The sequence below is a fragment of the Paracoccus sp. NIOT.M2S5SZ12 genome (assembly GCF_057748165.1).
The window spans coordinates 125,214-149,658 of sequence record NZ_JBYLFR010000004.1 but is presented as its reverse complement, the minus strand read 5'-3'; the positions used below and the strand labels follow the sequence as shown (position 1 = coordinate 149,658).

The 24,445-nt window shown below is 67.9% G+C and carries 23 protein-coding genes and 1 tRNA gene; 9 read left to right on the top strand and 15 right to left on the bottom strand.

Going from position 1 to position 24,445, the window contains the following annotated elements:
• Positions 1–2: 2 nt before the first annotated feature.
• Together AC2SGK_RS05505 and AC2SGK_RS05500 are read right to left on the bottom strand one after the other, a co-directional pair.
• Positions 3–824, bottom strand: a complete 822-nt coding sequence (locus tag AC2SGK_RS05505; RefSeq protein WP_488322589.1) for an ABC transporter ATP-binding protein — start codon at positions 822–824, stop codon at positions 3–5.
• Positions 821–2,797: an AMP-binding protein gene (locus AC2SGK_RS05500; RefSeq protein WP_488322588.1), complete on the bottom strand. Its 1,977-nt coding sequence runs from the start codon at positions 2,795–2,797 to the stop codon at positions 821–823. The genes AC2SGK_RS05505 and AC2SGK_RS05500 overlap by 4 nt, the downstream gene beginning before the upstream one ends.
• Positions 2,798–2,970: 173 nt before the next feature.
• On the opposite strand from AC2SGK_RS05500, the gene AC2SGK_RS05495 reads away from it, so the two are divergent.
• Both AC2SGK_RS05495 and AC2SGK_RS05490 read left to right on the top strand, forming a co-directional pair.
• Positions 2,971–4,857, top strand: coding sequence for a hybrid sensor histidine kinase/response regulator (locus AC2SGK_RS05495; protein ID WP_488322587.1), 1,887 nt, complete (start codon positions 2,971–2,973; stop codon positions 4,855–4,857).
• Positions 4,854–5,555: a response regulator transcription factor gene (locus AC2SGK_RS05490; protein WP_488322586.1), complete on the top strand. Its 702-nt coding sequence runs from the start codon at positions 4,854–4,856 to the stop codon at positions 5,553–5,555. The genes AC2SGK_RS05495 and AC2SGK_RS05490 overlap by 4 nt, the downstream gene beginning before the upstream one ends.
• Positions 5,556–5,789: 234 nt before the next feature.
• Here AC2SGK_RS05490 and AC2SGK_RS05485 read toward each other — a convergent pair whose 3' ends face one another.
• Positions 5,790–7,241 (bottom strand): aldehyde dehydrogenase family protein, encoded by a 1,452-nt coding sequence (locus AC2SGK_RS05485; protein WP_488322585.1) that lies wholly within the window; start codon positions 7,239–7,241, stop codon positions 5,790–5,792.
• 132 nt (positions 7,242–7,373) lie between these two features.
• Here AC2SGK_RS05485 and AC2SGK_RS05480 point away from each other — a divergent pair, with 132 nt between their 5' ends.
• Positions 7,374–8,030 carry a peroxiredoxin gene (locus AC2SGK_RS05480; RefSeq protein ID WP_488322584.1) on the top strand — a complete coding sequence of 219 codons (657 nt, stop codon included), beginning with the start codon at positions 7,374–7,376 and terminating at the stop codon, positions 8,028–8,030.
• Here AC2SGK_RS05480 and AC2SGK_RS05475 read toward each other — a convergent pair whose 3' ends face one another.
• The 9 genes from AC2SGK_RS05475 to AC2SGK_RS05435 form a co-directional block, all read right to left on the bottom strand.
• Positions 8,031–8,861: a glycosyltransferase family A protein gene (locus AC2SGK_RS05475; protein ID WP_488322583.1), complete on the bottom strand. Its 831-nt coding sequence runs from the start codon at positions 8,859–8,861 to the stop codon at positions 8,031–8,033.
• Positions 8,846–9,637 carry a hypothetical protein gene (locus AC2SGK_RS05470; RefSeq protein WP_488322582.1) on the bottom strand — a complete coding sequence of 264 codons (792 nt, stop codon included), beginning with the start codon at positions 9,635–9,637 and terminating at the stop codon, positions 8,846–8,848. Before AC2SGK_RS05470 ends, AC2SGK_RS05475 begins: the two co-directional genes overlap by 16 nt.
• Positions 9,634–10,725, bottom strand: coding sequence for a glycosyltransferase family 8 protein (locus AC2SGK_RS05465; protein ID WP_488322581.1), 1,092 nt, complete (start codon positions 10,723–10,725; stop codon positions 9,634–9,636). Before AC2SGK_RS05465 ends, AC2SGK_RS05470 begins: the two co-directional genes overlap by 4 nt.
• Before the next feature lie 66 nt (positions 10,726–10,791).
• Positions 10,792–12,933, bottom strand: coding sequence for a polyribonucleotide nucleotidyltransferase (pnp, locus tag AC2SGK_RS05460; RefSeq protein ID WP_488322580.1), 2,142 nt, complete (start codon positions 12,931–12,933; stop codon positions 10,792–10,794).
• Between the two features lie 204 nt (positions 12,934–13,137).
• Entirely contained in the window at positions 13,138–13,629 is a 492-nt protein-coding gene (locus AC2SGK_RS05455; RefSeq protein ID WP_488322579.1) for a hypothetical protein, read from the bottom strand.
• A gap of 299 nt (positions 13,630–13,928) precedes the next feature.
• Positions 13,929–14,198, bottom strand: coding sequence for a 30S ribosomal protein S15 (rpsO, locus tag AC2SGK_RS05450; protein ID WP_488322578.1), 270 nt, complete (start codon positions 14,196–14,198; stop codon positions 13,929–13,931).
• Between the two features lie 134 nt (positions 14,199–14,332).
• On the bottom strand, positions 14,333–15,319 hold the full coding sequence (locus tag AC2SGK_RS05445) for a calcium-binding protein (RefSeq protein WP_488322577.1): 987 nt from the start codon (positions 15,317–15,319) through the stop codon (positions 14,333–14,335).
• Positions 15,320–15,485: 166 nt separating this feature from the next.
• Positions 15,486–15,611 carry a type B 50S ribosomal protein L36 gene (gene ykgO, locus AC2SGK_RS05440; protein WP_042245282.1) on the bottom strand — a complete coding sequence of 42 codons (126 nt, stop codon included), beginning with the start codon at positions 15,609–15,611 and terminating at the stop codon, positions 15,486–15,488.
• A gap of 83 nt (positions 15,612–15,694) precedes the next feature.
• A tRNA-Val gene (locus tag AC2SGK_RS05435) sits at positions 15,695–15,769 on the bottom strand.
• A 143-nt stretch (positions 15,770–15,912) separates the two neighbouring features.
• Here AC2SGK_RS05435 and AC2SGK_RS05430 point away from each other — a divergent pair.
• A complete protein-coding gene (locus AC2SGK_RS05430; RefSeq protein ID WP_488322576.1) occupies positions 15,913–16,791 on the top strand; it encodes an N-formylglutamate amidohydrolase in 879 nt (292 codons plus the stop codon).
• Positions 16,788–17,195, top strand: coding sequence for an NUDIX hydrolase (locus AC2SGK_RS05425; protein WP_488322575.1), 408 nt, complete (start codon positions 16,788–16,790; stop codon positions 17,193–17,195). Before AC2SGK_RS05430 ends, AC2SGK_RS05425 begins: the two co-directional genes overlap by 4 nt.
• Here AC2SGK_RS05425 and AC2SGK_RS05420 read toward each other — a convergent pair.
• Together AC2SGK_RS05420 and pyrF are read right to left on the bottom strand one after the other, a co-directional pair.
• The gene (locus AC2SGK_RS05420; protein WP_488322574.1) at positions 17,176–17,904 is read right to left on the bottom strand and encodes a hypothetical protein; all 729 of its coding nucleotides are present in this window, start codon (positions 17,902–17,904) and stop codon (positions 17,176–17,178) included. The genes AC2SGK_RS05425 and AC2SGK_RS05420 overlap by 20 nt on opposite strands.
• Before the next feature lie 24 nt (positions 17,905–17,928).
• Positions 17,929–18,609, bottom strand: a complete 681-nt coding sequence (gene pyrF, locus AC2SGK_RS05415) for an orotidine-5'-phosphate decarboxylase (protein ID WP_488322573.1) — start codon at positions 18,607–18,609, stop codon at positions 17,929–17,931.
• Positions 18,610–18,757: 148 nt separating this feature from the next.
• On the opposite strand from pyrF, the gene clpB reads away from it, so the two are divergent.
• Positions 18,758–21,388 carry an ATP-dependent chaperone ClpB gene (gene clpB, locus AC2SGK_RS05410; protein WP_488322572.1) on the top strand — a complete coding sequence of 877 codons (2,631 nt, stop codon included), beginning with the start codon at positions 18,758–18,760 and terminating at the stop codon, positions 21,386–21,388.
• A 37-nt stretch (positions 21,389–21,425) separates the two neighbouring features.
• On the opposite strand, the gene AC2SGK_RS05405 is transcribed toward clpB, so the two are convergent.
• Entirely contained in the window at positions 21,426–22,316 is an 891-nt protein-coding gene (locus AC2SGK_RS05405; RefSeq protein WP_488322571.1) for a 5'-methylthioadenosine/S-adenosylhomocysteine nucleosidase, read from the bottom strand.
• A gap of 147 nt (positions 22,317–22,463) precedes the next feature.
• Here AC2SGK_RS05405 and AC2SGK_RS05400 point away from each other — a divergent pair, with 147 nt between their 5' ends.
• The 3 genes from AC2SGK_RS05400 to msrA all read left to right on the top strand — a co-directional run bounded on the left by AC2SGK_RS05400 (position 22,464) and on the right by msrA (position 24,445).
• A complete protein-coding gene (locus AC2SGK_RS05400; RefSeq protein WP_488322570.1) occupies positions 22,464–23,432 on the top strand; it encodes an NAD(P)H-dependent flavin oxidoreductase in 969 nt (322 codons plus the stop codon).
• A gap of 64 nt (positions 23,433–23,496) precedes the next feature.
• Complete coding sequence (gene msrB / locus AC2SGK_RS05395; protein WP_488322569.1) at positions 23,497–23,946, top strand: peptide-methionine (R)-S-oxide reductase MsrB; 450 nt, start codon at positions 23,497–23,499, stop codon at positions 23,944–23,946.
• A complete protein-coding gene (gene msrA, locus AC2SGK_RS05390; RefSeq protein ID WP_488322568.1) occupies positions 23,939–24,445 on the top strand; it encodes a peptide-methionine (S)-S-oxide reductase MsrA in 507 nt (168 codons plus the stop codon). Before msrB ends, msrA begins: the two co-directional genes overlap by 8 nt.

The window sequence follows — 24,445 nt, the reverse complement described above, 5'->3', positions numbered from 1 at the left end:
GATCAGTCATGGGCCACCCCCAGATAGGCGTCGATCACCGCCTGATTGCTGCGCACCTCGGCCGGCGTGCCGTCGCCGATCTTCTTGCCGTAATCCATCACCACCACCCGGTCGGACAGGTCCATGACCACGCCCATGTCGTGCTCGATCAGGCAGATCGTGGTGCCGAACTCGTCGTTCACCGACAGGATGAAGCGGGACATGTCCTCCTTCTCCTCGACGTTCATGCCGGCCATCGGCTCGTCCAGGAGCAGCAGGTTCGGTTCGGCCGCCAGCGCGCGGGCCAGCTCGACCCGCTTCTTCAGGCCGTAGGGCAGACGGCCCACCGGCGTCTTGCGGATGTTCTGGATCTCCAGGAAGTCGATGATGCGTTCGACCGCGGCGCGGTTCTCGATCTCCTCGCGCTCTGCCGCGCCCCACCACAGGGCCTGGGACAGGAACCCCGCCTTCATCTTGTTCAGGCGCCCGGTCATGATGTTGTCCAGGACCGACATGCCGTCGAACAGCGCGATGTTCTGGAAGGTGCGCGCGATCCCCAGGCGCGCGACCTGATAGGGCTTCATCGCCGGACGCGGCCGGCCCTTGAAGATGACCTGCCCCTCCTGCGGGTTGTAGAACCCCGAGATGATGTTCAGCATCGACGACTTGCCCGCGCCGTTCGGGCCGATGATCGCGCGGATCTCGCCCTGGCGGATGTCGAAGCTGATGTCCTTGATGGCCGTCACGCCGCCGAACCGCAGGGTGATGTTCTTCAGCTCCATCACCACGGGTCCGATCTGGCGGCCGTCGGCGGTCACGTATCCGTCCTGGCTCATCGCGTTCATTGGGCTGCTACCTTCTGACGGGCCGCGTCGCCGAAGACGCGGGCATCCTCGATGCGCAGGGTCGCGCTGATCGCGCCCTTGCGGCCGTCCTCATAGGTGACCTCGGTGCGGGTATGGACGCTGGACGAGCCGTCATAGAGCGCGGTGACCAGGTCGTGGAACTTCTCGGTGATGACGGCGCGGCGGACCTTGCGGGTGCGGGTCATCTCTCCGTCGTCGGGGTCCAGCTCCTTGTGCAGCACCAGGAAGCGGTGGACCTGACAGCCCGACAGCATCGGGTCCTGCGCGACGGAGGCGTTCACCGCCTCGACATGGCCGCGGATGGTCTCATAGACCTGCGGGTGGCCGGCCAGTTCCTGATAGCTGCCATAGGCGATGTTGTTGCGTTCCGCCCAGTTGCCGACCGCGGTCAGGTCGATGTTGATCATCGCGGTGCAGAAGTCGCGGCCGTTGCCGATGACCACGGCCTCCAGGATGTTGGGATAGAACTTCAGCTTGTTCTCGACATATTTGGGGGCGAACATCGACCCGTCGGCCATGCGGCCCACGTCCTTGGCGCGGTCGATGATGCGCAGATGGCCGGTCGCCTCCTCGAAGAAGCCCGCATCGCCCGTGGCGACCCAGCCCTCCGGGTCCTTGGTCGATGCCGTGCTGTCGGCGTTCTTGTAATATTCGACGAAGGTGCCGGGGCTGCGGTAATAGACCTCGCCGTTCTCGCCGATGCGCACCTCGACGCCGGGGCTGGGCACGCCCACCGTGTCCGAGCGCACCTGCCCGTCGGGCTGCTGGGTGATGAAGACACTTGCCTCGGTCTGACCGTAAAGCTGCTTCAGGTTGATGCCCAGGCTGCGGTAGAAATCGAAGATCTCGGGGCCGATCGCCTCTCCGGCGGTATAGCCCACACGCACGCGGCTGAGGCCCAGCGTGTTCTTCAGCGGGCCGAAGACGAAGATCTTGCCCAGCGCATAGGCGATCCGGTCGCCGAAGGACACGGTCTTTCCGTCCAGGAGCGCCGGGCCCGCGCGATGCGCCACCGCCATGCCGCGCTTGAACAGCCAGCGCTTCAGGCGGCCCGCATCCTCCATGCGGATCATCACCAAGGTCAGCTGCCCCTCGAAGACGCGGGGCGGCGCGAAGAAATAGGTCGGTCCGATCTCGCGCATGTCGGTCATCATCGTATGCGCGCCCTCGGGGCAGTTCACGGTGAAGCCCGACCACATCGCCTGGCCCATCGAGAAGATGAAATCACCCACCCAGGCCATCGGCAGATAGGCGACGATCTCCTCGACCTCGGTCAGCTTGTCGAAGTCGGCGGTGTTGCGGGCGGTCTCGATGATGTTGCGGTTGGACAGGACCACGCCCTTGGGCTTGCCCGTGGTGCCGCTGGTATAGAGCATCACGCAGGTGCTGTCGTAATCGAGGCCCGCGATGATCGCGTCCAGCCGCGCGCCCAGGGCACCCGCCTGTGCGCGGCCCTGGGCCTGCACGTCGGCCAGCGACGCCATGGTGGCGTGGTCGTATTTCCTCAGGCCCCGCGCGTCGGTATAGATGATGCGCGCCGACGCGCCGGTAGTCTGCTCGACCTCCAGGACCTTGTCGACCTGTTCCTGATCGCCGCACAGCACGAAGCGCGCGCCGCAATGGTCCAGCACATAGGCCATCTCGGCCGCGACCGCGTCCTGATAGAGCGGCACCGGCACCGCGCCGCACATCTGCGCGGCGATCATGCCCCAGTAGTGATGCGGCCGGTTGCGCCCGATGATCGCCATGTGATCGCCCGGCTTCAGCCCCTGCGCCATCAGGCCCAGGGCCAGGGCGCGGATCTCCTCGGCGGCCTGGGACCAGGTCCAGCTCTGCCAGATCCCGTATTCCTTCTCGCGATAGGCGGGGCGGTCACCGAAGCGGGCGACGTTGCGCGCCAGCAGCGCGGGCACGGATTGCGGATCGCCCGGGGGCGTTGTCTGAACGGTCATCTGTCCTCCCTCAAGGCGCGGCTGCGCCCGGCCGCGCGGCACCTCCCCGTGCTGTCGCGACCCGGGCAGCTTTGACGCCAAACCTTGCGCCAGTTTTGCCCGATTCCTACGAAATGTTACACCGCTTCCGCCGCCGCCCGCAGGGTGCTAACGCTCGACGCGGAGGAGAGCCCATGACCCAGACCGCCCGGCCCACACCGGATGCGATCCGCGACGACCTGACCCTGTCGGGCCTGAACCTGATCGGTCAGGCCCTGTCGATCTTCGATGCCGACCTGCGGCTGGCGGTGGCGAACCGGCAGTATCAGGCCATGTTCGATCTGCCCGACGCGCTGACCCTGCCCGGCACGTCGTTCGAGGACACGATCCGCTTTCTCGCGCAGCGCGGCGAATACGGCCGGGTGACGGACCCCGAATCGGCCGTGGCGCTGCGCGTGGCGCAGGCCCGGACCTTTCAGCCGCATTACTTCGAACGCGAACGGGCCGACGGCCGGTGGGTCGCGGTCGAGGGCGCGCCCCTGACCCAGGGGGGCTGGGTCACGGTCTATACCGACATCACGGACATCAAGCGGCAGGAACGGCTCCTGCGCGCGCGCTCGGACGCGCTGTCCGAACAGGTGCTGCTGAACGCCGAGCGGCTGGCGGCGGCGAACCGCAAGCTGGCCGCGACCAACGCCGCCCTGTCCGAGGCGCAGCGCATCCTGACCCGGACCGAGGCGCGCACCCGCCAGGTGACCGAGATGGTCCCCGCCCATATCGCGCATATGGATTCGCGCTTCCGCTATACCTTCTCCAACCGGCGGCTGCCGGTGGTCTTTCCGGGCGCCGCGGGCGACATCGTCGGCCTGACGCTGGACGAGGCCTTGGGCGCGGCCACGGCCCGCACCCTGCGCCCCTACATGGAGCGCGCCTTGGCCGGCGATCCGCAGGTCTTCGAGATCACGCATCCGACCTCGGGGCGGCGCATCCGCATCGCGCTGACGCCGGATCGTGACGGCCAGGGGGTCTATATCCTCTCCACCGATGTCAGCGCCGAGGTGCAGTCGCGCGAGGCGCTGGCCCATGCCGCGCGGCGCAACCTTGCTGCCCAGCTGACCCGCGGCATGGCGCATGATTTCGGCAACCTTCTGACGATCATCCTGGGCCTGCAGGCGCGACTGGCGGCCCGCGACCTCGCACCCGACGCGGCCGAGGACGTGCAGGCCACGCTGGCCGCCGCGCGACGCGGGGCCTCGCTACTGGACCGGCTGGCGCAGATCACCGGCGCGCGCGAACCGGCACTGGAGCCTACCGATCTGGGCGCGCTGCTCTCCGATCTGGCGGTGCTGGCGCGACCGTCGCTGTCGGAGGGCACGCGGCTTGACCTCGCCGTGGCCCTGCCGCCGGGCCAGCTTCTGCTGGACCCCGGCGCGCTGCAGGATTCGCTTCTGAACCTGATCCTGAATGCCAATGCCGCGATCACCCCGCCCGGCGTCATCACGCTGAAGGCGCGGCGCAGCGGCGACTGGCTGGAACTGACGGTAGGCGATACCGGACCCGGCTTCACCCCCGAAGCCCTGTCCCGCGCGACCGAGCCGTTCTTCACCACCAAGAAGGGCCAGGGATCGGGTCTGGGCCTGTCGATGGTCTATGACCAGACCAAGATGGTCGGGGGCACGATGCGCCTGTCGAACGGGCCGCGCGGCGCGCAGGTGATGCTGCGACTGCCCTGGCGGCCCGTGGCGCGGCGGATGGTGCTGCTGGTCGAGGATGACGACCAGATCCGCGCCCAGGTTCGCGACCAGTTGACCGGGCTGGGCCATGCGGTGATCGAGGCCGCGTCGCTCTCCGAGGCGCGCGCCCTGACCGACCTGCCGGGGCTGGAGGTGATCCTGTCGGACATCCAGCTGGGTGACGGGCTGGGCCTGGACCTGGCGGGCGGGGTCCCGCTGGTTCTGATGACCTCGCTGCCGCCGGGCGATCCGCTGCGCGCGCGCGCGCCCGGCCCGGTGCTGAGCAAACCCGTGACGCCGCAGCGCCTGGCGGCGGCCCTCGCCGTCCCGGCCAAGGAGATGCCATGACCGACGCCCCCCTGATCGCGATCCTGGACGACGAGCCGCAGATTCGCCGCATCCTGTCCGCCGCGCTGGAGCAGGCGGGCTTTCGCACCCAGAGCTTCGGCCGCGCGACCGAGTTCGAGGCCGCGCTGCGTCGCATCACGCCCGACGCCTGCCTGATCGACCTGGGCCTGCCGGACCGGGACGGGCTGGCGCTGGTGCATCGGCTGGCCTCCGATTCGGGCGCGGTGATCATCATCGTCTCGGGACGGGCGCAGGTGCAGGACCGGGTGACGGGGCTGGAGCTGGGGGCGGACGACTACATCACCAAGCCCTTCGAGCCGGCCGAGGTCGTGGCCCGCATCCGCGCCCGGCTGCGCCGCCCGGCCCAAGGCGCGGCGGCGCGCCCGCAGACGCTGCGCTTCGCGGGCTGGACGGCTGATTTCGACCGCTATCTGCTGACCGCGCCGGACGGCGCCGAGACACCGCTGAGCCATGCCGAGGCCGAGGTCCTGCGGATGTTCACCGACAACCCGCGCCGCCTGATCACCCGGGCACAGATGCTTGAAGCCTTGGGCGGGGCGGCGGGGGACAGCTTTGATCGGGCGATGGACGTCCGCATCTCGCGGCTGCGCACCAAGCTGGGCGAGGATCCGAAGAACCCGCGGCTGATCAAGACGATCTATGGCGCGGGCTACATCTTCCTGGCCGAGATCGGATGAGGTCCGCAGCGGATCGCCGATTGCCCTGCCGGGCGGTGGCGGCGAAAGCCGGCCCCCATCGAGGGGGCCGGCTTTCGCGCGGTGGCCATGCCCCCGCAGGCTCCAGTCCATAGGCGGGATCACGATACCGCATGGCTTGCGCATCGCGCCCCGGTCTGTGGGGCATCCCCGCAGGGGGGTCCGGGGGGACGGGAAGTCCCCCCGGCACGTCGCGGGACGCAGACGGCCCGACGGTCAGGCGTCGCGGTCCCATCCGCTGATGGCCTTACTGTCCATGAACTCCTCCAGCCCCATCACGCCGCCTTCGCGGGCGCGGCCGGATTTCTTGACCCCGCCGAAGGCCGATCCGGCCCCGCGCGATTCGCCGTTCATCTCGACCATGCCCGAGCGCAGCTGCCGCGCCACGCGGTTGCGGCGCGCGCCGTCCTGGCTCTGGACATAGTTCGTCAACCCGTAGGGCGTGTCGTTGGCGATGGCCACGGCCTCCTCCTCGCTGTCGAAGGGGATGATCGACAGGACCGGGCCAAAGATCTCCTGCTGCGCCACGGTCATGTCGTTCGACACATCCGCAAAGACCGTCGGCCGCACGAAATAGCCGCGGTTCACCCCCTCGGGCAGGCCCGGCCCGCCCGCGACCAAGCGCGCACCCTCGTCGATGCCGGCCTGGATCAGGCCCTGGATCTTGTCCCATTGCTGGCGGCTGACCACCGGGCCGATATGCTTGCCCGGCTGATGGGCGCTCGCCACGGCGGTCTCCTCGGCCACCTTGGCCGCGACCTCGACCGCGCGGTCATAGACCGAGCGTTCGACCAGCATCCGCGTCGGCGCGTTGCAGGACTGCCCGCTGTTGTAGAAGCAATGTCGCGCGCCGCGCACCACGGCCTTCTCGTCGGCATCGGCAAACACGATGTTGGCGCCCTTGCCGCCCAGTTCCAGAACGACCTTCTTCAGGCTGTCGGCCGCGGCCTTGCTGATCGCGATGCCTGCGCGGGTCGAGCCGGTGAAGCTGATCATTTCGACATCCGGATGCACCGACAGCTGGCTGCCGACCCCCGCCCCGTCGCCGTTCACCAGGTTGAAGACGCCCGCGGGCACGCCCGCCTCATGCAGCACCTCGGCAAAGACCATCGACGACAGCGGCGCGATCTCGGAGGGCTTCAGCACGCAGGTGTCCCCCGCCAGCAGCGCCGGGATCACCTTCAGCGTCACCTGGTTCATCGGCCAGTTCCAGGGCGTGATCAGCCCCACCACGCCCACCGGCTCCCATGCGACCATGCTGTTCGGCGCATGCGGACCCAGGGGCCGCACGAACTGGAACTCCTTGAAGGCGGTGATGAAGTTGCGCGTATGCCAGGCCCCGGCCTCGGCCTGATCGGCCAGCGCCATGTCCTGCGGCGCGCCCATCTCCAGGCTGATCGCGCGGGCGATGTCGGGCATGCGCCGCTCATAGATCGCCAGGATGCGCTCGACCACGGCCAAGCGCTCGGCGGGCGGCGTCGCGGCCCAGCCCGGGAAGGCGCGCTTGGCCGCCGCCACCGCCGCGTCGGTATCCGCCTGATCGCCGACCGAGATCACCGCGACCGCATCCTCGGTCGAGGGGTCGATCACCTCCAGGTCGCGCGCCTTCGCGGGGGCGACCCAGGCACCGTCGATGTAGAATTTCCGCTGATCCAGAATCTGGGACATCTTGCACTCCTCATGCATCATGCGCAAAGCCTGTCACCCCGCGCCGGGCTCCGCAAGGGTGGCACGCCACTGGCATTCCCTGCGGCAGGGCTTATCTAGGGGGCGACGCAACCGAACCGGAAAGGAGCGCCCATGTCCCTGCGCATCAACGACACGGCCCCCGACTTCACCGCCAATTCGACCGAAGGCCAGATCCGCTTCCACGACTGGATCGGCGACAGCTATGCCATCGTCTTCAGCCATCCGCGCGACTTCACCCCGGTCTGCACCACCGAATTCGGCGCCGTGGCGCAATTGGCCCCCGAGTTCGAGAAGCGCAACACCAAGGTTCTGGGCGTCTCCGTGGACAGCGTGGACGACCACCAGAAATGGAAGGCCGACATCGGCAAGGTAGCGGGCGTTCCCGCGAATTTCGCCATCATCGACGACAGCGACCTGACCGTGGCCAAGGCCTATGACATGCTGCCGGCGGAATACTATCTGCCGACCGAAGGCCGCACGCCCGCCCATTCCGCGACCGTGCGCACCGTCTTCATCATCGGGCCTGACAGGAAGGTCCGCCTGACCATGACCTATCCCATGTCCGTTGGCCGCAACTTCGCCGAGATCCTGCGCGCGCTGGACGCGGTGCAGAAGACCGACGGCGTGCCCATCGCCACGCCTGCCAACTGGGTGCCGGGCCAGGACGTGATCGTGGCCCTGTCGCTGGACAACGCCGCGGCCGAGGCGAAATACGGCCCCCTGGACATCAAGCTGCCCTATCTGCGCTATGCCAAGGACCCGGCCTGATCACGGCCAGCCGTAATGCTCCATCAGGGCGGCGATGGCCCGGTCATTGCCGCCCTGCCCCGCCGCGGGCCGGTTCACGGCGCGCAGGCTGACGACCTGACTGCCCTGCCATTCCAGGATGCGCGCGCGCCCGCCGATCTTGGCGGGCCGGGAGCCTGCCAGACGGTGCATCCAGTACAGCCAGATGTCATCCGCCCCCGGCGCCAGCCGCATGAACAGATCGTCCCGCGTCACGTCCGCATGGAACACGCCGGGCGCATAGATCACCCCCGACACGCCGGTCGGAAAGACCAGCGGCCCTGCCTCGGGCGCGTCGATGTTGTGAGTCCAGCCCTCGTATCCCGCGGGGCTCGCGCCCGCCATCACCACGCGATGCGCGCGCAGGCAGGCAACGCCCGACCCCGCGACGGCCACCAGCCGCTCCAGCCAGTCGGTGGCGTAATACAGGTCGTCATCCGCCGTCGCGACATAGGCCTCGGGATGCGCCATCAGGGTCGGCACGATCTTCTTGTAGGACCGCCAGTCGGGACAGATGCGGATCTCCAGCCCCGGCATCGCCGCGACCTCCGGCGGCAGGCGGTGCTGATCGCCCTCATCCAGCCACAGGATGACGCGGTCGGGCTGCACTGTCTGCCGCGTCAGCGCGCGCAGCGTCGGCGCCAGCGTGGCAAAGCGCGCCGCGTGGCTGGTCAGCGACACGATCAGCGGGCCGGGCAACCCGTGCGGACGGCCCGGACGGTCGGGGCGCGCGGCGATCTCGGCCAAGGCGCGGGCCTGACGGCGGCGCTGCTTGAACCGGCGGAAGGCCTCGGAGATCACGGGTTTTCCCATGCGCGGCGCAGCCAGCCGATATCGCCGATGCGGCGGTACCATTTGTGCCCGCGACCGGCAAAGACGTCCTCCATCTTGGGCGCGCCCGCGAACAGCACGATCTTCGCCCCCTCGGGCAAAGACGGGTCGCGCAGATAGCTGGCCAGATTGCGCGGCACGCAGTCGTTCTTGAAGCTGACGCACCAGCCCTTGGGCCAGTAATGCAGGTTCCCGTGGGCAGCCAGCTGCGCCGACTGGAACTGCTGGCTGATCTCATAGTCCCGCGTCGCGGCCGCCGGATCGGCCAGATAGGCGTCCAGCACATAGCCATGCGCCCCCACCCGATAGCGGAAGACGCTGGAATTGCCGACGCTGTGCAGGAAGCGGTCGCGCGCGGGGTTCACCTTGCGCAGCGGCTTTGCGCGGAACAGGTCGTCGTCGCGGATGATGAAGAAATCCCCCCGCAGGTCGAAGAACGGCCCCAGATCGTCCACCACCACCAGATCGATGTCCAGAAACAGCGCCGTCCCGGACAGGGCCGTCTCCGGGCCGCCCAGATCGCGCCGGAACAGGGCCAGCTTGCGCCAGCGCGTGTCGCCATGCCCCGGGGGCAGGCCCAGTTCGGGCAGCGCCATGGCCTCGACGCGCGGGTCCAGCCCCGCGGCGTCGTCGGTGAAGCAGATGAAGCGGTGCGGGCGGTCCAGATGCCGCCGCACCTGCGCCGCCAGCCGGTTCACGTCGGCGCTGGAATAGAGCGTGCCCCATTTCATCGTCAGGATCAGCAGGGGGTCCGTCATGTCAAGCTCTCCCCCTCCAGGGTCAGACCACGGCGAAGATACTGACCATCAAAGGTCAAAGCCGGTCGCGGCTTTTCGGTGTCACGCGGCGTAGTCACACGCATATCCGCATACCGCCCCATTTCCAAATCCTCGACAAAGCCATCATAGATCAGGTCGGCACGGGTTTGCCATTCATGGCGCAGACGGCGCTCCTTGCCGACCGGCATGCCGGCGGACGACATGGCCTTGCGGATCACCTTTCTCCAGCGGCGCGGCCAGGATTCCCGAGCGCGGCGGAGCAAGACGTCAGGGTCATAGGCCGCTTGGCGAACCAAATCGCGGAACGGCTCGTGGAATTGGCCCTGCACCGAATTCATGCAGTCCGGTTTCAGCCACGGCTTCTGAAAACTGGAGAAATGCAGAAAGACAGGCGGGAACCACTGTTCATACCCATAATTGAACAGCCCCTTTTGAAAGTTGAAGCGAGGGCTGAATTCGATCCAACGATCTTGGAAATGCCAGTTCAGGAAATCTTGGTCAGGCATCCGCACAGCCGCCCCAAACGTCGCCACGAAGCGTTTCAGGGCATCTGGAAAGTTGATCCGGTTCCACAGGATTTGGTCGATCATCAGAACGCCGGAGTTGAAATAGCGATGTGACAGAAGGCCGATCGATTTGCGCCACGCATCGCGTGTCAGACCTGCGCCATGCGGAGAGTAACCGATCGACGCCGTGTCCTGGACAGCCCCTAACCCATGGCTCAACGGGATTGAAAGGACATCGGGGACTGTGGTCAGAGGATAGATGTCGGCATCCAGATAGGTCAGCCGTTCGTATCCGGTCAGGAAGCGCGGTGCAAAGATGCGATCATAAACGATGGCTGGCCAGTTTCCAGTGACAGGAAGGCCATCAGGACGCAGCCCCGCCAATCGATTCACATGAACGCTGACGCGTCCCCGGCTTCCGCCACATGCCTCATCGGCGCGAGAATCTTCGAGGAAGACGTGAACGTCGCAGCTCCACTGCTCGGCCAAACGCTGCCCCAGGCCCTGTGCCAAGGGGAGATAGCCGCAATCGACAGTCAGAAAAAATGCATGACGTGCCATGAGGGCAAACCCTTATAAAAAGGGGGCCGCCCTTAGGCGGCCCCGCATCAAAATCATCAGGGCAGATTACTCTGCCGATTCCTGCTGCTTCTCGTCGATCTCGGCTCCGGTCTCCTGATCCACCATCTTCATGCCCAGACGGACCTTGCCGCGATCGTCGAAGCCCAGCAGCTTGACGCGGACCTCCTGGCCCTCCTTCAGGATCTCGTTCGGGTGACCCAGACGGCGGTTGGCGATCTGGCTGACATGGACCAGCCCGTCGCGCTTGCCGAAGAAGTTCACGAAGGCGCCGAAATCGACCAGCTTCACGACCTTGCCGACATAGACCTTGCCCTCTTCGGGCTCGGCCACGATCGAATAGATCATGTCATAGGCCTTCTTGATCGAATCGGCATTGGCCGAGGCGATCTTGATGACGCCGTCGTCGTTGATGTCGACCTTGGCGCCCGAGACCTCGACGATCTCGCGGATGACCTTGCCGCCCGAGCCGATCACTTCGCGGATCTTGTCGGTCGGGATCTGCATCGTCTCGATGCGCGGCGCGTGCGCGCTGAACTCGCGGCGGCCTTCGGTCAGGGCGGTGGCCATCTCGCGCAGGATGTGCAGACGGCCTTCCTTGGCCTGGGCCAGGGCCTGCTCCATGATCTGGGGCGTGATGCCCGCGACCTTGATGTCCATCTGCAGCGAGGTGATGCCGTTCTCGGTCCCCGCCACCTTGAAGTCCATGTCGCCCAGGTGATCCTCATCGCCCAGGATGTCGGTCAGCACCGCGAAGCGGCCATCGTCCTCCAGGATCAGGCCCATCGCGACGCCCGCGACCGGCGCCTTGAGCGGCACGCCCGCATCCATCATCGACAGCGAACCGCCGCAGACCGACGCCATCGAGCTGGAACCGTTCGATTCGGTGATCTCGGACACGACGCGGATGGTGTAGGGGAAGTCCGTCGCCGCGGGCAGCACCGCCTGCAGCGCGCGCCAGGCCAGCTTGCCATGGCCGATCTCGCGGCGGCCGGGCGAACCCACGCGACCAACCTCGCCAACCGAATAGGGCGGGAAGTTGTAATGTAGCAGGAAGTTCGAGCGCGAATTGCCGTGCAGCGCGTCGATGATCTGCTCGTCATCGCCGGTGCCCAGGGTCGTCACGACCAGCGCCTGCGTCTCGCCGCGGGTGAACAGCGACGATCCGTGCGTGCGCGGCAGGATGCCGACCTCGCTGACGATCGGACGGACGGTCTTGGTGTCGCGGCCGTCGATGCGGGCGCCGCCGCTGATGATGTCGCCGCGCAGGATGCCCGATTCCAGCTTCTTCAGCGCGGAACCCAGGTTGGCATCGGCCAGTTCGTCCTCGGTCAGACCGGCCTTCACCTTGTCCTTGGCGGCGGCGATGGCGTCCTGACGCTCGGACTTGTCGCGGATCGCGTAGGCGGCGCGCATGTCCGCCTCGCCCAGGGTCTTCACGCGGTCGTAGAGCGCGCTGTAATCCGGCGACTGGAAGTCGAAGGGCTCCTTTGCGGCTTCCTCGGCCAGGTCGATGATCAGGTCGATCACCGGCTTGATCGCCTCATGGCCGAACTTCACGGCGCCCAGCATCTCCTCCTCGGTCAGCTCGTAGGCTTCCGATTCGACCATCATCACCGCATCCTTGGTGCCGGCGATGACCAGGTCCAGACGCTGTTCGGGGTTGTTGCGCAGGCCGTCCATGTCCTGAACCTCGGGGTTCAGCACGTATTCGCCGTTCGAGAACCCGACGCGGGCCCCCGCGATCGGACCCATGAAGGGCACGCCCGAGATGGTCAGCGCGGCGCTGGCGGCGATCATCGCGACGATGTCGGGATCGTTGACCAGGTCGTGGCTCAGCACGGTGCACATCACCAGCACTTCATGCTTGAAGCCGGGGGCGAAGAGCGGGCGGATCGGCCGGTCGATCAGGCGCGCGGTCAGCGTCTCCTTTTCCGACGGGCGCGCCTCGCGCTTGAAGAAGCCGCCCGGGACCTTGCCGGCGGCATAGTATTTTTCCTGGTAATGCACCGTCAGCGGAAAGAAGTCCTGACCGGGCTTCGGCGCTTTCGCGAAGGTGACGTTGGCCATGACGCTGGTCTCGCCCAAAGTGGCGATGACACTGCCGTCGGCCTGACGGGCAACCTTGCCCGTTTCCAGCGTCAGGGTTTCCTGGCCCCACTGGATCGATTTCTTCACTTCGTCAAACATCTGATGTCCTCAAGGGGTGCACCGGCCCTCCGGCCACCCATGTCATATGGCGACCCCATTGCCGCCGCCCCTATCCTTTGCATGTGCCCCGGGGCCGGGCTTCACGTCGCAGATGACGAGGGCATACAGGAAATCGCCCGATTTGGAAAGGGCGGCGACGGATGCGCCGAAGCCCGCCGGGCCATGCCGCGGACGGGCGGTCGATCAGGCGGCGGTCGGCGCGCGATGCTCCGCGACGGGCGGAACCGCCACCTCGGCCTGCGCCGGACGGAACAGGTCGGGCAGCGTGCCGTAGCCCGTCCTTGCAAGGTCCAGCAGGCGGTCGCGGCGCAGCTGCGCCTCGGCGAAATCGCGCGCCTGCGCCTCCTCGTCAGAGTGCGGCCCATCGACGGTGACGATGGTCTCGGCCAGCGGCCGCGACGGCGCGGGTGCCTCCGCGGCGGCCGGCGTCGTCCGTGGGGCGGCCGGCTTCACCATGTCCGAGGGTCCGGCGGCGGCCCGGGCCATCGCGTCGGGGTCGTATCCCGCCTCGGCCTGCGGGGTCGGATCGGGCTGGACCGGAACGGCGCGCTCCTCGGCGGGCACGGGCTGGGTCTGCTGGGCGGGCGCAGTCTCCTGCGGCGGCTTTTGCGGGGCGCTGGCGGCGGCAGGTGCGGCGTTCCCGCGCCAGCTGTTGGTGAGGGCACTGATCAACATGTCGACTCTCCTGCTGTGATGGCAGGCTGTTAACGTTTCATTCACCAAGCGATCCAGAAGACGGTCCTGAAAGTTTTAGCGATTCGCGCAGGGCGACGAAGCCCGGCGGATGCCGGCCGGACCGGGCGCACCCGGCAGCATCTTGATTCGACTTTGATTCTTTCGGCCCCACCGATCACGGCGCGGCGCCGGGCCGCCGCTTTGCCCCCCGGAAACCTGCACGAAAGGACAGCCCTGCCCTGCAACGCAAGACGCCCGCGACAGGGTCGCGGGCGTCGGGACGTTCCGGGGCGGCGATCTTAGCGACGCAGGCCCAGCTTGGCGATCAGCGCGGTGTAGCGCGCCTCTTCCTTCTTCTTCAGGTAGTCCAGCAGCTTCCGGCGCTGCGCGACCATCATCAGAAGACCACGACGCGAGTGGTTGTCCTTCTTGTGCGACTTGAAGTGCTCGGTCAGCGTGGCGATGCGCGACGACAGGATCGCGACCTGCACCTCGGGCGAACCGGTATCGCCTTCCTTGGTGGCGAATTCCTTGAGGATGCGGGCTTTTTCTTCAACGGTGATCGACATCGGGATCTCCTTTCGGAACAGGGGTGAGGGCGCAGGCCGGGATGTCGTCCAGCAAGGTCCGTGGAATACCGCGCGGGCCGGATGCCCGGCGGATGCGCGCGTCTAGCGCATCGGCGCGCGGATGGAAAGCCCGTTCAGCCCCCCAGGGCCACGATGCGGACATCGTCCAGCCGCAGCGCGGCGGGGTTCAGCAGGCGTCCGATGGTCTGGCCGTTCAGCTCCAGCAGGGTCGTGCCGTCGTCGTCCTCGCGCAGGGTGATCGTGGCGTCGGCGGCCAAGGCTGCGTCGACATGCACCTCCAGCCGGTCGTGATCGCCGTCGAAATCCGCCAGGGTGGGAAAGCCCTCGGGCGTCACGCGCAGCTGGAACAGGTCGTCGCCCTCGTTCCCCGAGGCGAAGTCGTTGGCGCCGGGCATCAGCGTGTCGTTCCCCTCGCCGCCGTTCATCCAGACGGTCTCGGGGCCGTCATGGCCGATCAGCACGTCGTCGCCCCGCCCGCCGTCCAGATCGTCCGACCCTGCGGTCGAGACCAGGACGTCGTCGCCGTCATGGCCCGACAGCATGTCGTTGCCCGCGCCCCCGAACAGCGTATCGCGCCCCTCGCCCCCCAGCAGCGTGTCGTCGCCGTCATCACCGAACAGCAGGTCGTCGCCGCCCTGCCCAGCCAGCAGGTCGTCGCCCGCCCCACCATGGATCACGTCGTTGCCGCCCGGCCCATAGACCGCATCCCCCTGCACCCAGTCGTCGCCGTCCCCGGCCTCGATCGTGTCACAGCCCAGGCCACCGCGCAGATCGTCATCCCCGCCATGCCCGCGAATCAGGTCGTGGCCGGTCGTGCCCATCAGGATGTCCAGATCGTCGGACCCCTCGATCAGCGCGTCGATGCTGTCGTTGTCGGGCTCCGGCTCAGGTTCGGGCTGGGGCTCATCGGGATCGCCCGGCATGATCGGGGGAAGGCTGGGCTCCTCCTCTCCCGCGCCGTCGGTCGGGTCCTCGGCATCCTCGTCCTCGCGCGCGCTGGCGGACATGCCGCCCACATCGGCCATCAGCCCGGCCATCAGCACGCCCAGAATACCGCCCAGAATGATCATCGCCCCGATCCCGCCCGTGCCCGGCACCATGCCGCAGAAGAATAGGATACCGCAGCCCCGCACGGCTCAGAACGCAAAAGTTGATAAAACCTTAACGCGAGCGGCCCCCGCGACCGGCGGGCATGAAAAAACCCGCCCTTTCGGGGCGGGTCGTCGTCTTCGCGTGACCTGCCGATCGCCCGGCTAGGACTCCAACTCAGCCCTGGCGGGCCTTGAAGCGGCGGTTGGTCTTGTTGATCACGTAGATGCGGCCCTTGCGGCGCACGACCTGGCAGTCGCGGTGCCGGCTCTTGAGCGAGCGGAGCGAGTTGCGAACCTTCATCGGTTTTCTCCATCGTCGCGGCGCGTCGCAGCCGCATTGGAAAACGAAATGCCCCCGACGAACGGCCGGGGGCGGCGAAAGAATGGTGGGCGGTACTGGGATCGAACCAGTGGCCACTACGATGTCAACGTAGTGCTCTACCGCTGAGCTAACCGCCCTATGTCCTTGGCGCCTGTCGCGCGGCCTCTTGCAAGGCCCTGCGGCAACCCCCTCGGTCCGCGTGTCTATACCGGGGGCCTCAGGGGGATTCAAGGCCTATCCGCGTCCTATTTTTCGGGTTTATATGCAGGGGACGCGACGGATGCCGAGGCCCGCCTTGCAACAGCCCGACCTGCCCTATGTGCTGAACCGTCCCCGCCACTGGGCATCCGGGGTGATCTTCGCGTCGCCCCATTCCGGGCATGACTATCCCGACTGGTTCCTGCAGGGCACGCGCTTGCCCGTGCCGGTGCTGCGCTCGTCCGAGGACGCTTTCGTGGACCGGCTGATCGCGCCCGCCACGGACTTCGGGGCGGTCACGCTGGCCGCGCGCATCCCGCGCTGCATCGTGGACCTCAACCGCGGCGCGGACGAGATCGACCCGCTGGTGGTGCGCGGCGTGCCGCGCCATCCGCTGAACCAGCGCACCCTGGCCGGGCTGGGGGTGATTCCCCGCGTGGTCAGCCAGGGCCGGGTCATCCACGACCGGCCCATCGACCGGGCCGAGGCCGACCGCCGGATCGACGCCTGCTGGCGGCCCTATCATCAGGCGCTGGCCGGGCTGATCGCGCAGGCCCGCGCCCGATTCGGCAGGGCGATCCTGATCGACATGCACTCCATGCCGCATGACGCGCTGAGCCACCTGCAGGGCGCGCGCCCCGACATGGTGCTGGGCAACCGCCATGGCCTGTCGGCGGCGGCGCGAATCTCGGACGCGGTGGCCTCTGCGGTCGAGGCGCAGGGCTGGCGGCTGCGCCGGAACTCGCCCTTCTCGGGGGCCTACATCTGTTCGGCCTACGGCCGCCCCGCGCAGAACGTCCATGTCGTGCAGCTGGAGATCGACCGCTCGCTCTACATGCACGAAGCCACGATCACGCCGCGCGCGGATTTCGACGACTTCGCGGCGCGCATGGCGCAGGTGATCGGGCGGCTGGCCACGCTGGAGGCCGACCCGGCGGGCGACCGGATCGCGGCCGAGTGAGCGGCGCCTTTCACGGCGCCAAGCTGTGGCTGACGCTGGACGGGACCATGCTGACCTGTCTGCGCGACGACCGCCCCGGCCTGCCCTTCGCGGCCCATTGGGACCTGCCCGGCGGCGGGCGCGAGGGGGACGAATCGCCCCTCGCCTGCGCGCTGCGCGAGATGGAGGAGGAGTTCGGCCTGACCCTGGACCCCGCGACGCTGACAGGGCGCGCCTTTCGGTCCCATGCCGATCCGGCGATGCGATCCTGGCTGTTCGCCGGGCCGATCGACGCGGCGCAGGTCGCCGCGATCCGATTCGGGGATGAAGGCCAGGAATGGCGCATGATGCCGGTGGACGACTATCTGGCCCATCCGCGCGCGATTGCGCATTTCTGCCGCTGGATCACCGCGATGCGGCGATGACGGCGCGGGTCAGCGGGCGCAAGCTGTCGCCCTTGACCGCCCAGCTGGTGGCAAAGGCGAAGGTGGCGGCCGTCTCCAGCCAGAAGACCGGGCGCAGCCCGGCCAGCGCATCGTCCAGGCCCGTCGCGAAGAGCAGCCCGATCAGGGCGATGCTGACGACGATCGTCCATCCGCAGATGCGATAGATGCGGTTCGACGCGGCCTTTTCCGGGCCGTCCACCGCGCCTTTGACGAACAGTACCAGGCAAAACACCGCCAGCGCGGCAAAGAACAGCCCCGCCGCCGCGACATGGATCAGCGCCGACAGGCCCGGCCCCGCGATGCATTCCAGCGCGGTGCAGGGCCCGACCGGCCCGTCGGTGGGCACCAGGGCCACCAGCGCGATGGAGACCGCCGCCAGCCGCGCCATGGCCTTGTCGGTGATCCATTCGCCCGCATCGGGGCGGAATCCCTCATAGCTCCACAGGAACACGGCCTGCGCGATCAGCGTGCCGACCAGGACCTCGCGCATCGGAGAGTAGTAATAGGCCGAGATGCTGGTCCGCAGCGGCTCGGGCCACAGCACCGCAAAGGCGATCAGCGCCAGCGGTAGGAAGAACCCCAGCGCGCCGATGGCGCGGCGCACCGCCAGGAAGGACAGGACCAGCTCGTTGCGGACCTTCTGCACGCCGCCGTCATCGTCCATCGCCACCCCCGCGTTTCGCGCCATGCTGGGACGCGGGGGCGCCGGGCGTCAAGCCAGTTCGGCCAGGATCGCTTGCGCGGCGGCGCGCGGATCGGCGGCCTGCCAGACCGGGCGACCCACGACGATGTGGTCGACGCCCGCCGCGATGGCCGATGCCGGCGTCTCGACCCGCTTCTGGTCGCCCAGGGCGCTGCCCGCGGGGCGCACGCCCGGGGTCACGATCAGGCGCGATCCCGGCAGGGCGCGGATGTCGGCGGCCTCGCGCGGAGAGCAGATGATGCCGTCGGCCCCCGCCTCGAAGGCGCGGGCGGCGCGTTCCACGGTGATCTGGTGCAGATCGCCTGGCCGGATCATCCCCGCGTCCAGGTCGACCCGGTCCAGCGAGGTCAGGATGGTCACGCCCAGGATCTTCAGGTTCGACCCCGCCGCCCCCTGCTTGGCCGCCGCCACCACATGCGGGTCGCCATGCACGGTCAGGAAGTCCAGGTCGAACTGCGCCAGCCCCCGCACCGCGGCCTCGACGGTCGCGCCGATGTCAAACAGCTTCATGTCCAGGAAGATGCGCTTGCCATGCTCCTGCTTCAGCTCGTTGGCCAGGGCCAGACCGCCGCCGGTCAGCATGCCCAGCCCGATCTTGTAGAACCCCACGGCGTCGCCCAGCTTCTCGGCCAGGGCCAGCCCGTCCAACGCATTCGGCACGTCCAGCGCCACGATCAGCCGGTCATCCATCACGCATTCCCTTCTTTGTTCCGCGCGCCTTATGACATGCTTGAAACCACCCCGCGACCCCCCCAAATCTGATCCATCAGACCCGGACCGGGGCGTGCCTGCCACAGGGCGCCACCAGCACGGGGGCTTTGCAAAAGGAGTACTGCCGATGAACATGGAAAAGTTCACCGAACGGTCGCGCGGCTTCCTGCAATCCGCCCAGACCATCGCGATCCGCGAGAACCAGCAGCGCGTGATGCCCGAGCATCTGCTGAAGGCGCTGATGGATGACGACCAGGGACTGGCCGCGAACCTGATCACCCGTGCGGGCGGCGACGCGCGGCGCGTGCGCGAGGCGGTGGATGCCGCCGTGGCGAAACAGCCCAAGGTCAGCGGCTCGGGCAGCGGTCAGGTCTATGTGGACCCCACGCTGGTCCGCGTGCTGGACGAGGCGGAGTCCGTGGCCAAGAAGGCCGGTGACAGCTTCGTGCCCGCCGAGCGGGTGCTGATGGCGCTGGCCATGGTCAACACGAACGCCCGCGATGCGCTGGCCGCGGGTTCGGTCAACGCGCAGGCGCTGAATGCGGCCATCAATGACATCCGCAAGGGACGCACCGCCGACACGGCCTCGGCCGAGGACAGCTATGAGGCGCTGGAGAAATATGCCCGCGACCTGACGGCGGCCGCGCGCGACGGCAAGATCGACCCGATCATCGGCCGCGACGAGGAGATCCGCCGCGCCATGCAGGTCCTGTCGCGGCGCACCAAGAACAACCCCGTCCTGATCGGCGAGCCGGGCGTCGGCAAGACCGCCATCGCCGAGGGCCTCGCGCTGCGCATCATCGACGGCGACGTGCCGGAATCCCTGCGCGACAAGCGGCTGATGGCGCTGGACATGGGCGCGCTGATCGCGGGCGCGAAGTATCGCGGCGATTTCGAGGAGCGGCTGAAGTCCATCCTGAAGGAGATCGAGACCGCCGCCGGGGAAATCATCCTCTTCATCGACGAGTTGCACACGCTGGTCGGCGCGGGCAAGGGCGACGGAGCGATGGATGCCGCCAACCTGATCAAGCCGGCCCTGGCGCGGGGCGAGCTGCATTGCGTCGGCGCCACAACGCTGGACGAATACCGCAAGTATATCGAAAAGGACGCGGCCCTGGCCCGGCGGTTCCAGCCCGTGCTGGTCGAGGAGCCGACGGTCGAGGACACGATCAGCATCCTGCGCGGCATCAAGGAGAAATACGAGCTGCACCACGGCGTGCGGATCAGCGACGCGGCCCTGGTCGCGGCGGCGACCCTGTCGCACCGCTACATCACCGACCGCTTCCTGCCCGACAAGGCCATCGACCTGATGGACGAGGCGGCCTCGCGCCTGCGCATGGAGGTCGACAGCAAGCCCGAGGAGTTGGACCAGCTGGATCGCCAGATCCTGCAGATGCAGATCGAGGCCGAGGCGCTGAAAAAGGAGGACGACGCGGCATCGAAGGACCGGCTGGAGCGGCTGGAGAAGGACCTCTCCGGCCTGCAGGAGCGCAGCGGCGAGATGACCGCCCGCTGGCAGGCGGAGCGCGACAAGCTGCAGGGGTCGCGCGACCTCAAGGAGCAGCTGGACCGCGCCCGCGCCGACCTGGACCAGGCCAAGCGCGAGGGGAACTTGGCGCGGGCGGGGGAGCTGTCCTACGGCATCATCCCCGGTCTGGAGAAACAGCTGGCCGAAGCCGAGCAGGGCGACGGGCTGATGGTCGAGGAGGCCGTCCGCCCCGAACAGATCGCCGAGGTCGTGGAACGCTGGACCGGCGTCCCCACCGCCAAGATGCTGGAGGGCGAGCGCGACAAGCTGTTGAAGATGGAGGAGCAGATCGGCAAGCGCGTGATCGGCCAGCAGGAGGCCGTTACCGCGGTCAGCAATGCCGTCCGCCGCGCCCGCGCGGGCCTGAACGACGAGAACCGGCCGCTTGGCAGCTTCCTGTTCCTGGGGCCCACCGGCGTCGGCAAGACGGAACTGACCAAGGCGCTGGCCGAATACATGTTCGACGATGACAGCGCGATGGTCCGCATCGACATGTCCGAGTTCATGGAAAAGCATTCCGTGGCCCGGCTGATCGGCGCGCCTCCGGGCTATGTCGGCTATGACGAAGGCGGCGTCCTGACCGAGGCCGTGCGGCGGCGTCCCTATCAGGTGATCCTGTTCGACGAGGTCGAGAAGGCGCATCCGGACGTCTTCAACGTGCTGTTGCAGGTGCTGGATGACGGGGTGCTGACGGACGGCCAGGGCCGGACGGTGGACTTCAAGCAGACGCTGATCATCCTGACCTCGAACCTGGGCTCTCAGGCGCTGTCGCATCTGCCCGAGGAGGCAGATGCGTCGGACGCCCGCCATCAGGTGATGGAGGCGGTGCGCGGCCATTTCCGCCCCGAATTCCTGAACCGCCTGGACGAGATCATCATCTTCCGCCGCCTCTCGCGGACGAACATGGACGGGATCGTCAAGGTGCAGATGGCGCGGCTGGAAAAGCGCCTGGCGGGGCGCAAGATCACGCTGGACATGGACGACGCGGCGCGGATGTGGCTGGCCGATCAGGGCTACGACCCGGTCTTCGGCGCGCGCCCGCTGAAGCGCGTGATCCAGCGCGCGTTGCAGGACCCGCTGGCGGAACTGCTGCTGTCCGGAGAGGTCATGGACGGATCGACCGTGCATGTCAGCGCGGGGCCCGACGGCCTGCTGGTCGGCAATCGCGTGGGCCAGGCGGGACCGCGCCTTGGCGCAGTCGGCGAAGGGCCGCGCCCGAAGGTCCACTGAAAAGACGGCCCCCGGAGCGATCCGGGGGCCGTTTCCGTCAGGGCATCTCGGCCAAGAAGGCCTTGACCAGCGCCGCCGAATTGTCGGAGGCCAGCGACATGAAGCCGCCCATCTCGTTCTCGCCCTCGCCGCCGCCGGCCAGGTCCGACAGCGAGCGGAAGGCGATGAACGGCACCTGGTTCGCCCAGGCCACCTGCGCCACGGCGGCCGATTCCATGTCGACCACCTGCGCCTCGAAGGTCGTGGACAGCCAGTCGCGCACCCCGGCATTGTCCATGAAGGACGACCCCGACACGCCGTTTCCGCCGACCCGGATCTGCGGCGCCGTGGTCAGGCAGTCGTTCTGGGCATTGCAGTCGGCCAGATCGGTCGTCTCGGCCACGCGGGCGGCGACCTCCAGCAGGGCCGGGTCGGCGGGAAACCAGAACCGCGTCTCGGGCTCGCCCCGGTCCGAGGCCACGGTCGTCTCGCGCGTGTAGATCATGTCATAGTTCGGGAAGGGCGATTCCAGGAACCCCGGCAGGGCGAAGCCGTCCTCGGTCCGGCGCGCCATGACCGTCTCCAGCCACTGGCCCCACTGGTCCGCCACGACCACGTCGCCGATATTCAGCGCCGGATCGACCCCGCCCGCGATGCCCGAGAACACGATCGCCTCGATGTCGAACCGCTCCAGCGCCATCTGGGTGGTCATGGCCGCGTTGACCATCGACACGCCCGACAGGAACAGCACGACCTCCTGCCCCGACAGGGTGCCGGTGATGAACTCGGTGCCGTTGATGGTCTGGGTCTCGGCCCCCTCCAGATCGGCCTGCAGGCTGATCCATTCCGGCTCGAAGGCCGACATGACGGCGATGCGGGGCGTGTCGTCGACGCCCTGCGCGGCCAAGGGCGCGGCGCTGAGCATCAGGGCAAGGGCGGGACGAATCATGGGGCGGGCCTTTCACGATGTGCAATTCCGCCCCCGGCTTACGCTGCGGCACCCGCGATGGCCAGAGCCGCCGCCCTGTCGCCGCGTCACGGCTTGCCCGTTGCCCAAGGCGCGGGCATCGTGGCGCAAATCCAAGGGAGGACATCCATGCTGCCACCGATCCTGCAGGGCCTGCGCATTCCGGTCATAGCCTCGCCCATGTTCATCGTCTCGGGGCCCGATCTGGTCATCGCGCAGTGCAAGGCGGGCATCGTCGGCAGCTTTCCGGCGCTGAACGCGCGCGAAAAGGACGGCGAGCCGCCCCTGCTGGACGCCTGGCTGACCCGGATCGAGGAGGAGCTGGACCGCCACAACCAGGCAAACCCGGACCGCCCGGCCGCGCCCTTCGCGGTCAACCAGATCGTCCATCGCAGCAACGCCCGGCTGGAGCGCGACATCGAGATCTGCCACCGCCACAAGGTGCCGATCTGGATCACCTCGCTTGGCGCGCGGGTCGAGGTGAACCAGGCCGCCCATGACTGCGGCGGCATCGCGCTGCATGACATCATCAACAACATGTTCGCCAAGAAGGCCGTGGAGAAGGGCGCCGACGGGCTGATCGCAGTGGCCGCCGGCGCGGGCGGCCATGCCGGGCCGCAATCGCCTTTCGCCCTGATCCAGGAGATCCGCGAGTGGTTCGACGGGCCGCTGCTACTGTCGGGCTCCATCGCCACCGGGCGGGCGGTGCTGGCGGCGCAGGTGATGGGGGCGGATCTGGCCTATATCGGCAGCCCCTTCATCGCGACCGTGGAGGCGAATGCCCAGCCCGACTACAAGCAGATGATCGTGGACAGCACGGCGGAGGACATCGTGACCTCGTCGCTGTTCACGGGCGTGTCGGGCAACTATCTGGCGCCGTCGATCCGCAAGGCGGGGCTGGACCCGGAGAACCTGGCGGGGGCCGATGCCAGCGCGATGAACTTCGGCAGCGGATCGTCCAAGCCCAAGGCCTGGTCCACCATCTGGGGCGCGGGCCAGGGCATCGGCGCGGTGCGGGCGGTGGAACCGGCGGGCGCGCGCATCGACCGGCTGGCGGCCGAATATCAGGTCGCGAAAGAGGCCGTTTCGCGCCTGTGACCTTTGCGGAAGGGCGGGGCGCTTCCCATATAGGGGATCGAACCGCCCATTCGTGGAGGAAACGATGGCCTATGAGAAAACCCCCGACGCGATCGCCCGGCTGACCCCGGAGCAGTATCGCGTCACCCAGGAGAACGGCACCGAACGGGCCTTCACCGGCGAATACGACCACCATTTCGAACCGGGCCTTTATGTCGACGTGGTCTCCGGAGAGCCGCTGTTCGTCAGCAGCACGAAATACAATTCGGGCTGCGGCTGGCCGGCCTTCACCAAGCCGGTGGAGGGCAACGTGACCGAGCATCGCGACACCAGCCACGGCATGGTCCGGGTCGAGGTGCGCTCGAAGCACGGCGACAGCCACTTGGGCCATGTCTTCCCCGACGGTCCGCGCGACCAAGGGGGCCTGCGCTATTGCATCAATTCCGCGGCGCTGCGTTTCGTGCCCAAGGACCGGATGGAGGCCGAGGGTTACGGCGAGTATCTGGCGCAGGTCGAGGAGGCGCATCATGGTTGAACGCGCGGTTCTGGCGGGCGGCTGCTTCTGGGGCATGCAGGACCTGATCCGGCGGCTGCCGGGGGTGGTCTCGACCCGGGTAGGCTATAGCGGCGGCGATGTGGCGCATGCGACCTATCGCAACCATGGCGATCATGCCGAGGCGATCGAGATCATGTTCGACCCGGACCTGATCACCTATCGGCGGCTGTTAGAGTTCTTCTTCCAGATCCACGATCCCTCGACCGCGAACCGGCAGGGCAACGATATCGGGCGCAGCTATCGCTCGGCCATCTATTACGCCGACGAGGCGCAGAAGCAGGTCGCGCTGGACACGATCGCGGATGTGGATGCGTCGGGCATCTGGCCGGGACGCGTCGTGACCGAGGTCGAGCCGGTGGGCGACTTCTGGGAGGCCGAGCCCGAGCACCAAGATTACTTGGAGCGGTTCCCCAACGGCTATACCTGCCACTTCCCGCGCCCCGATTGGGTCCTGCCCAAACGCGACGCGGCCGAGTGA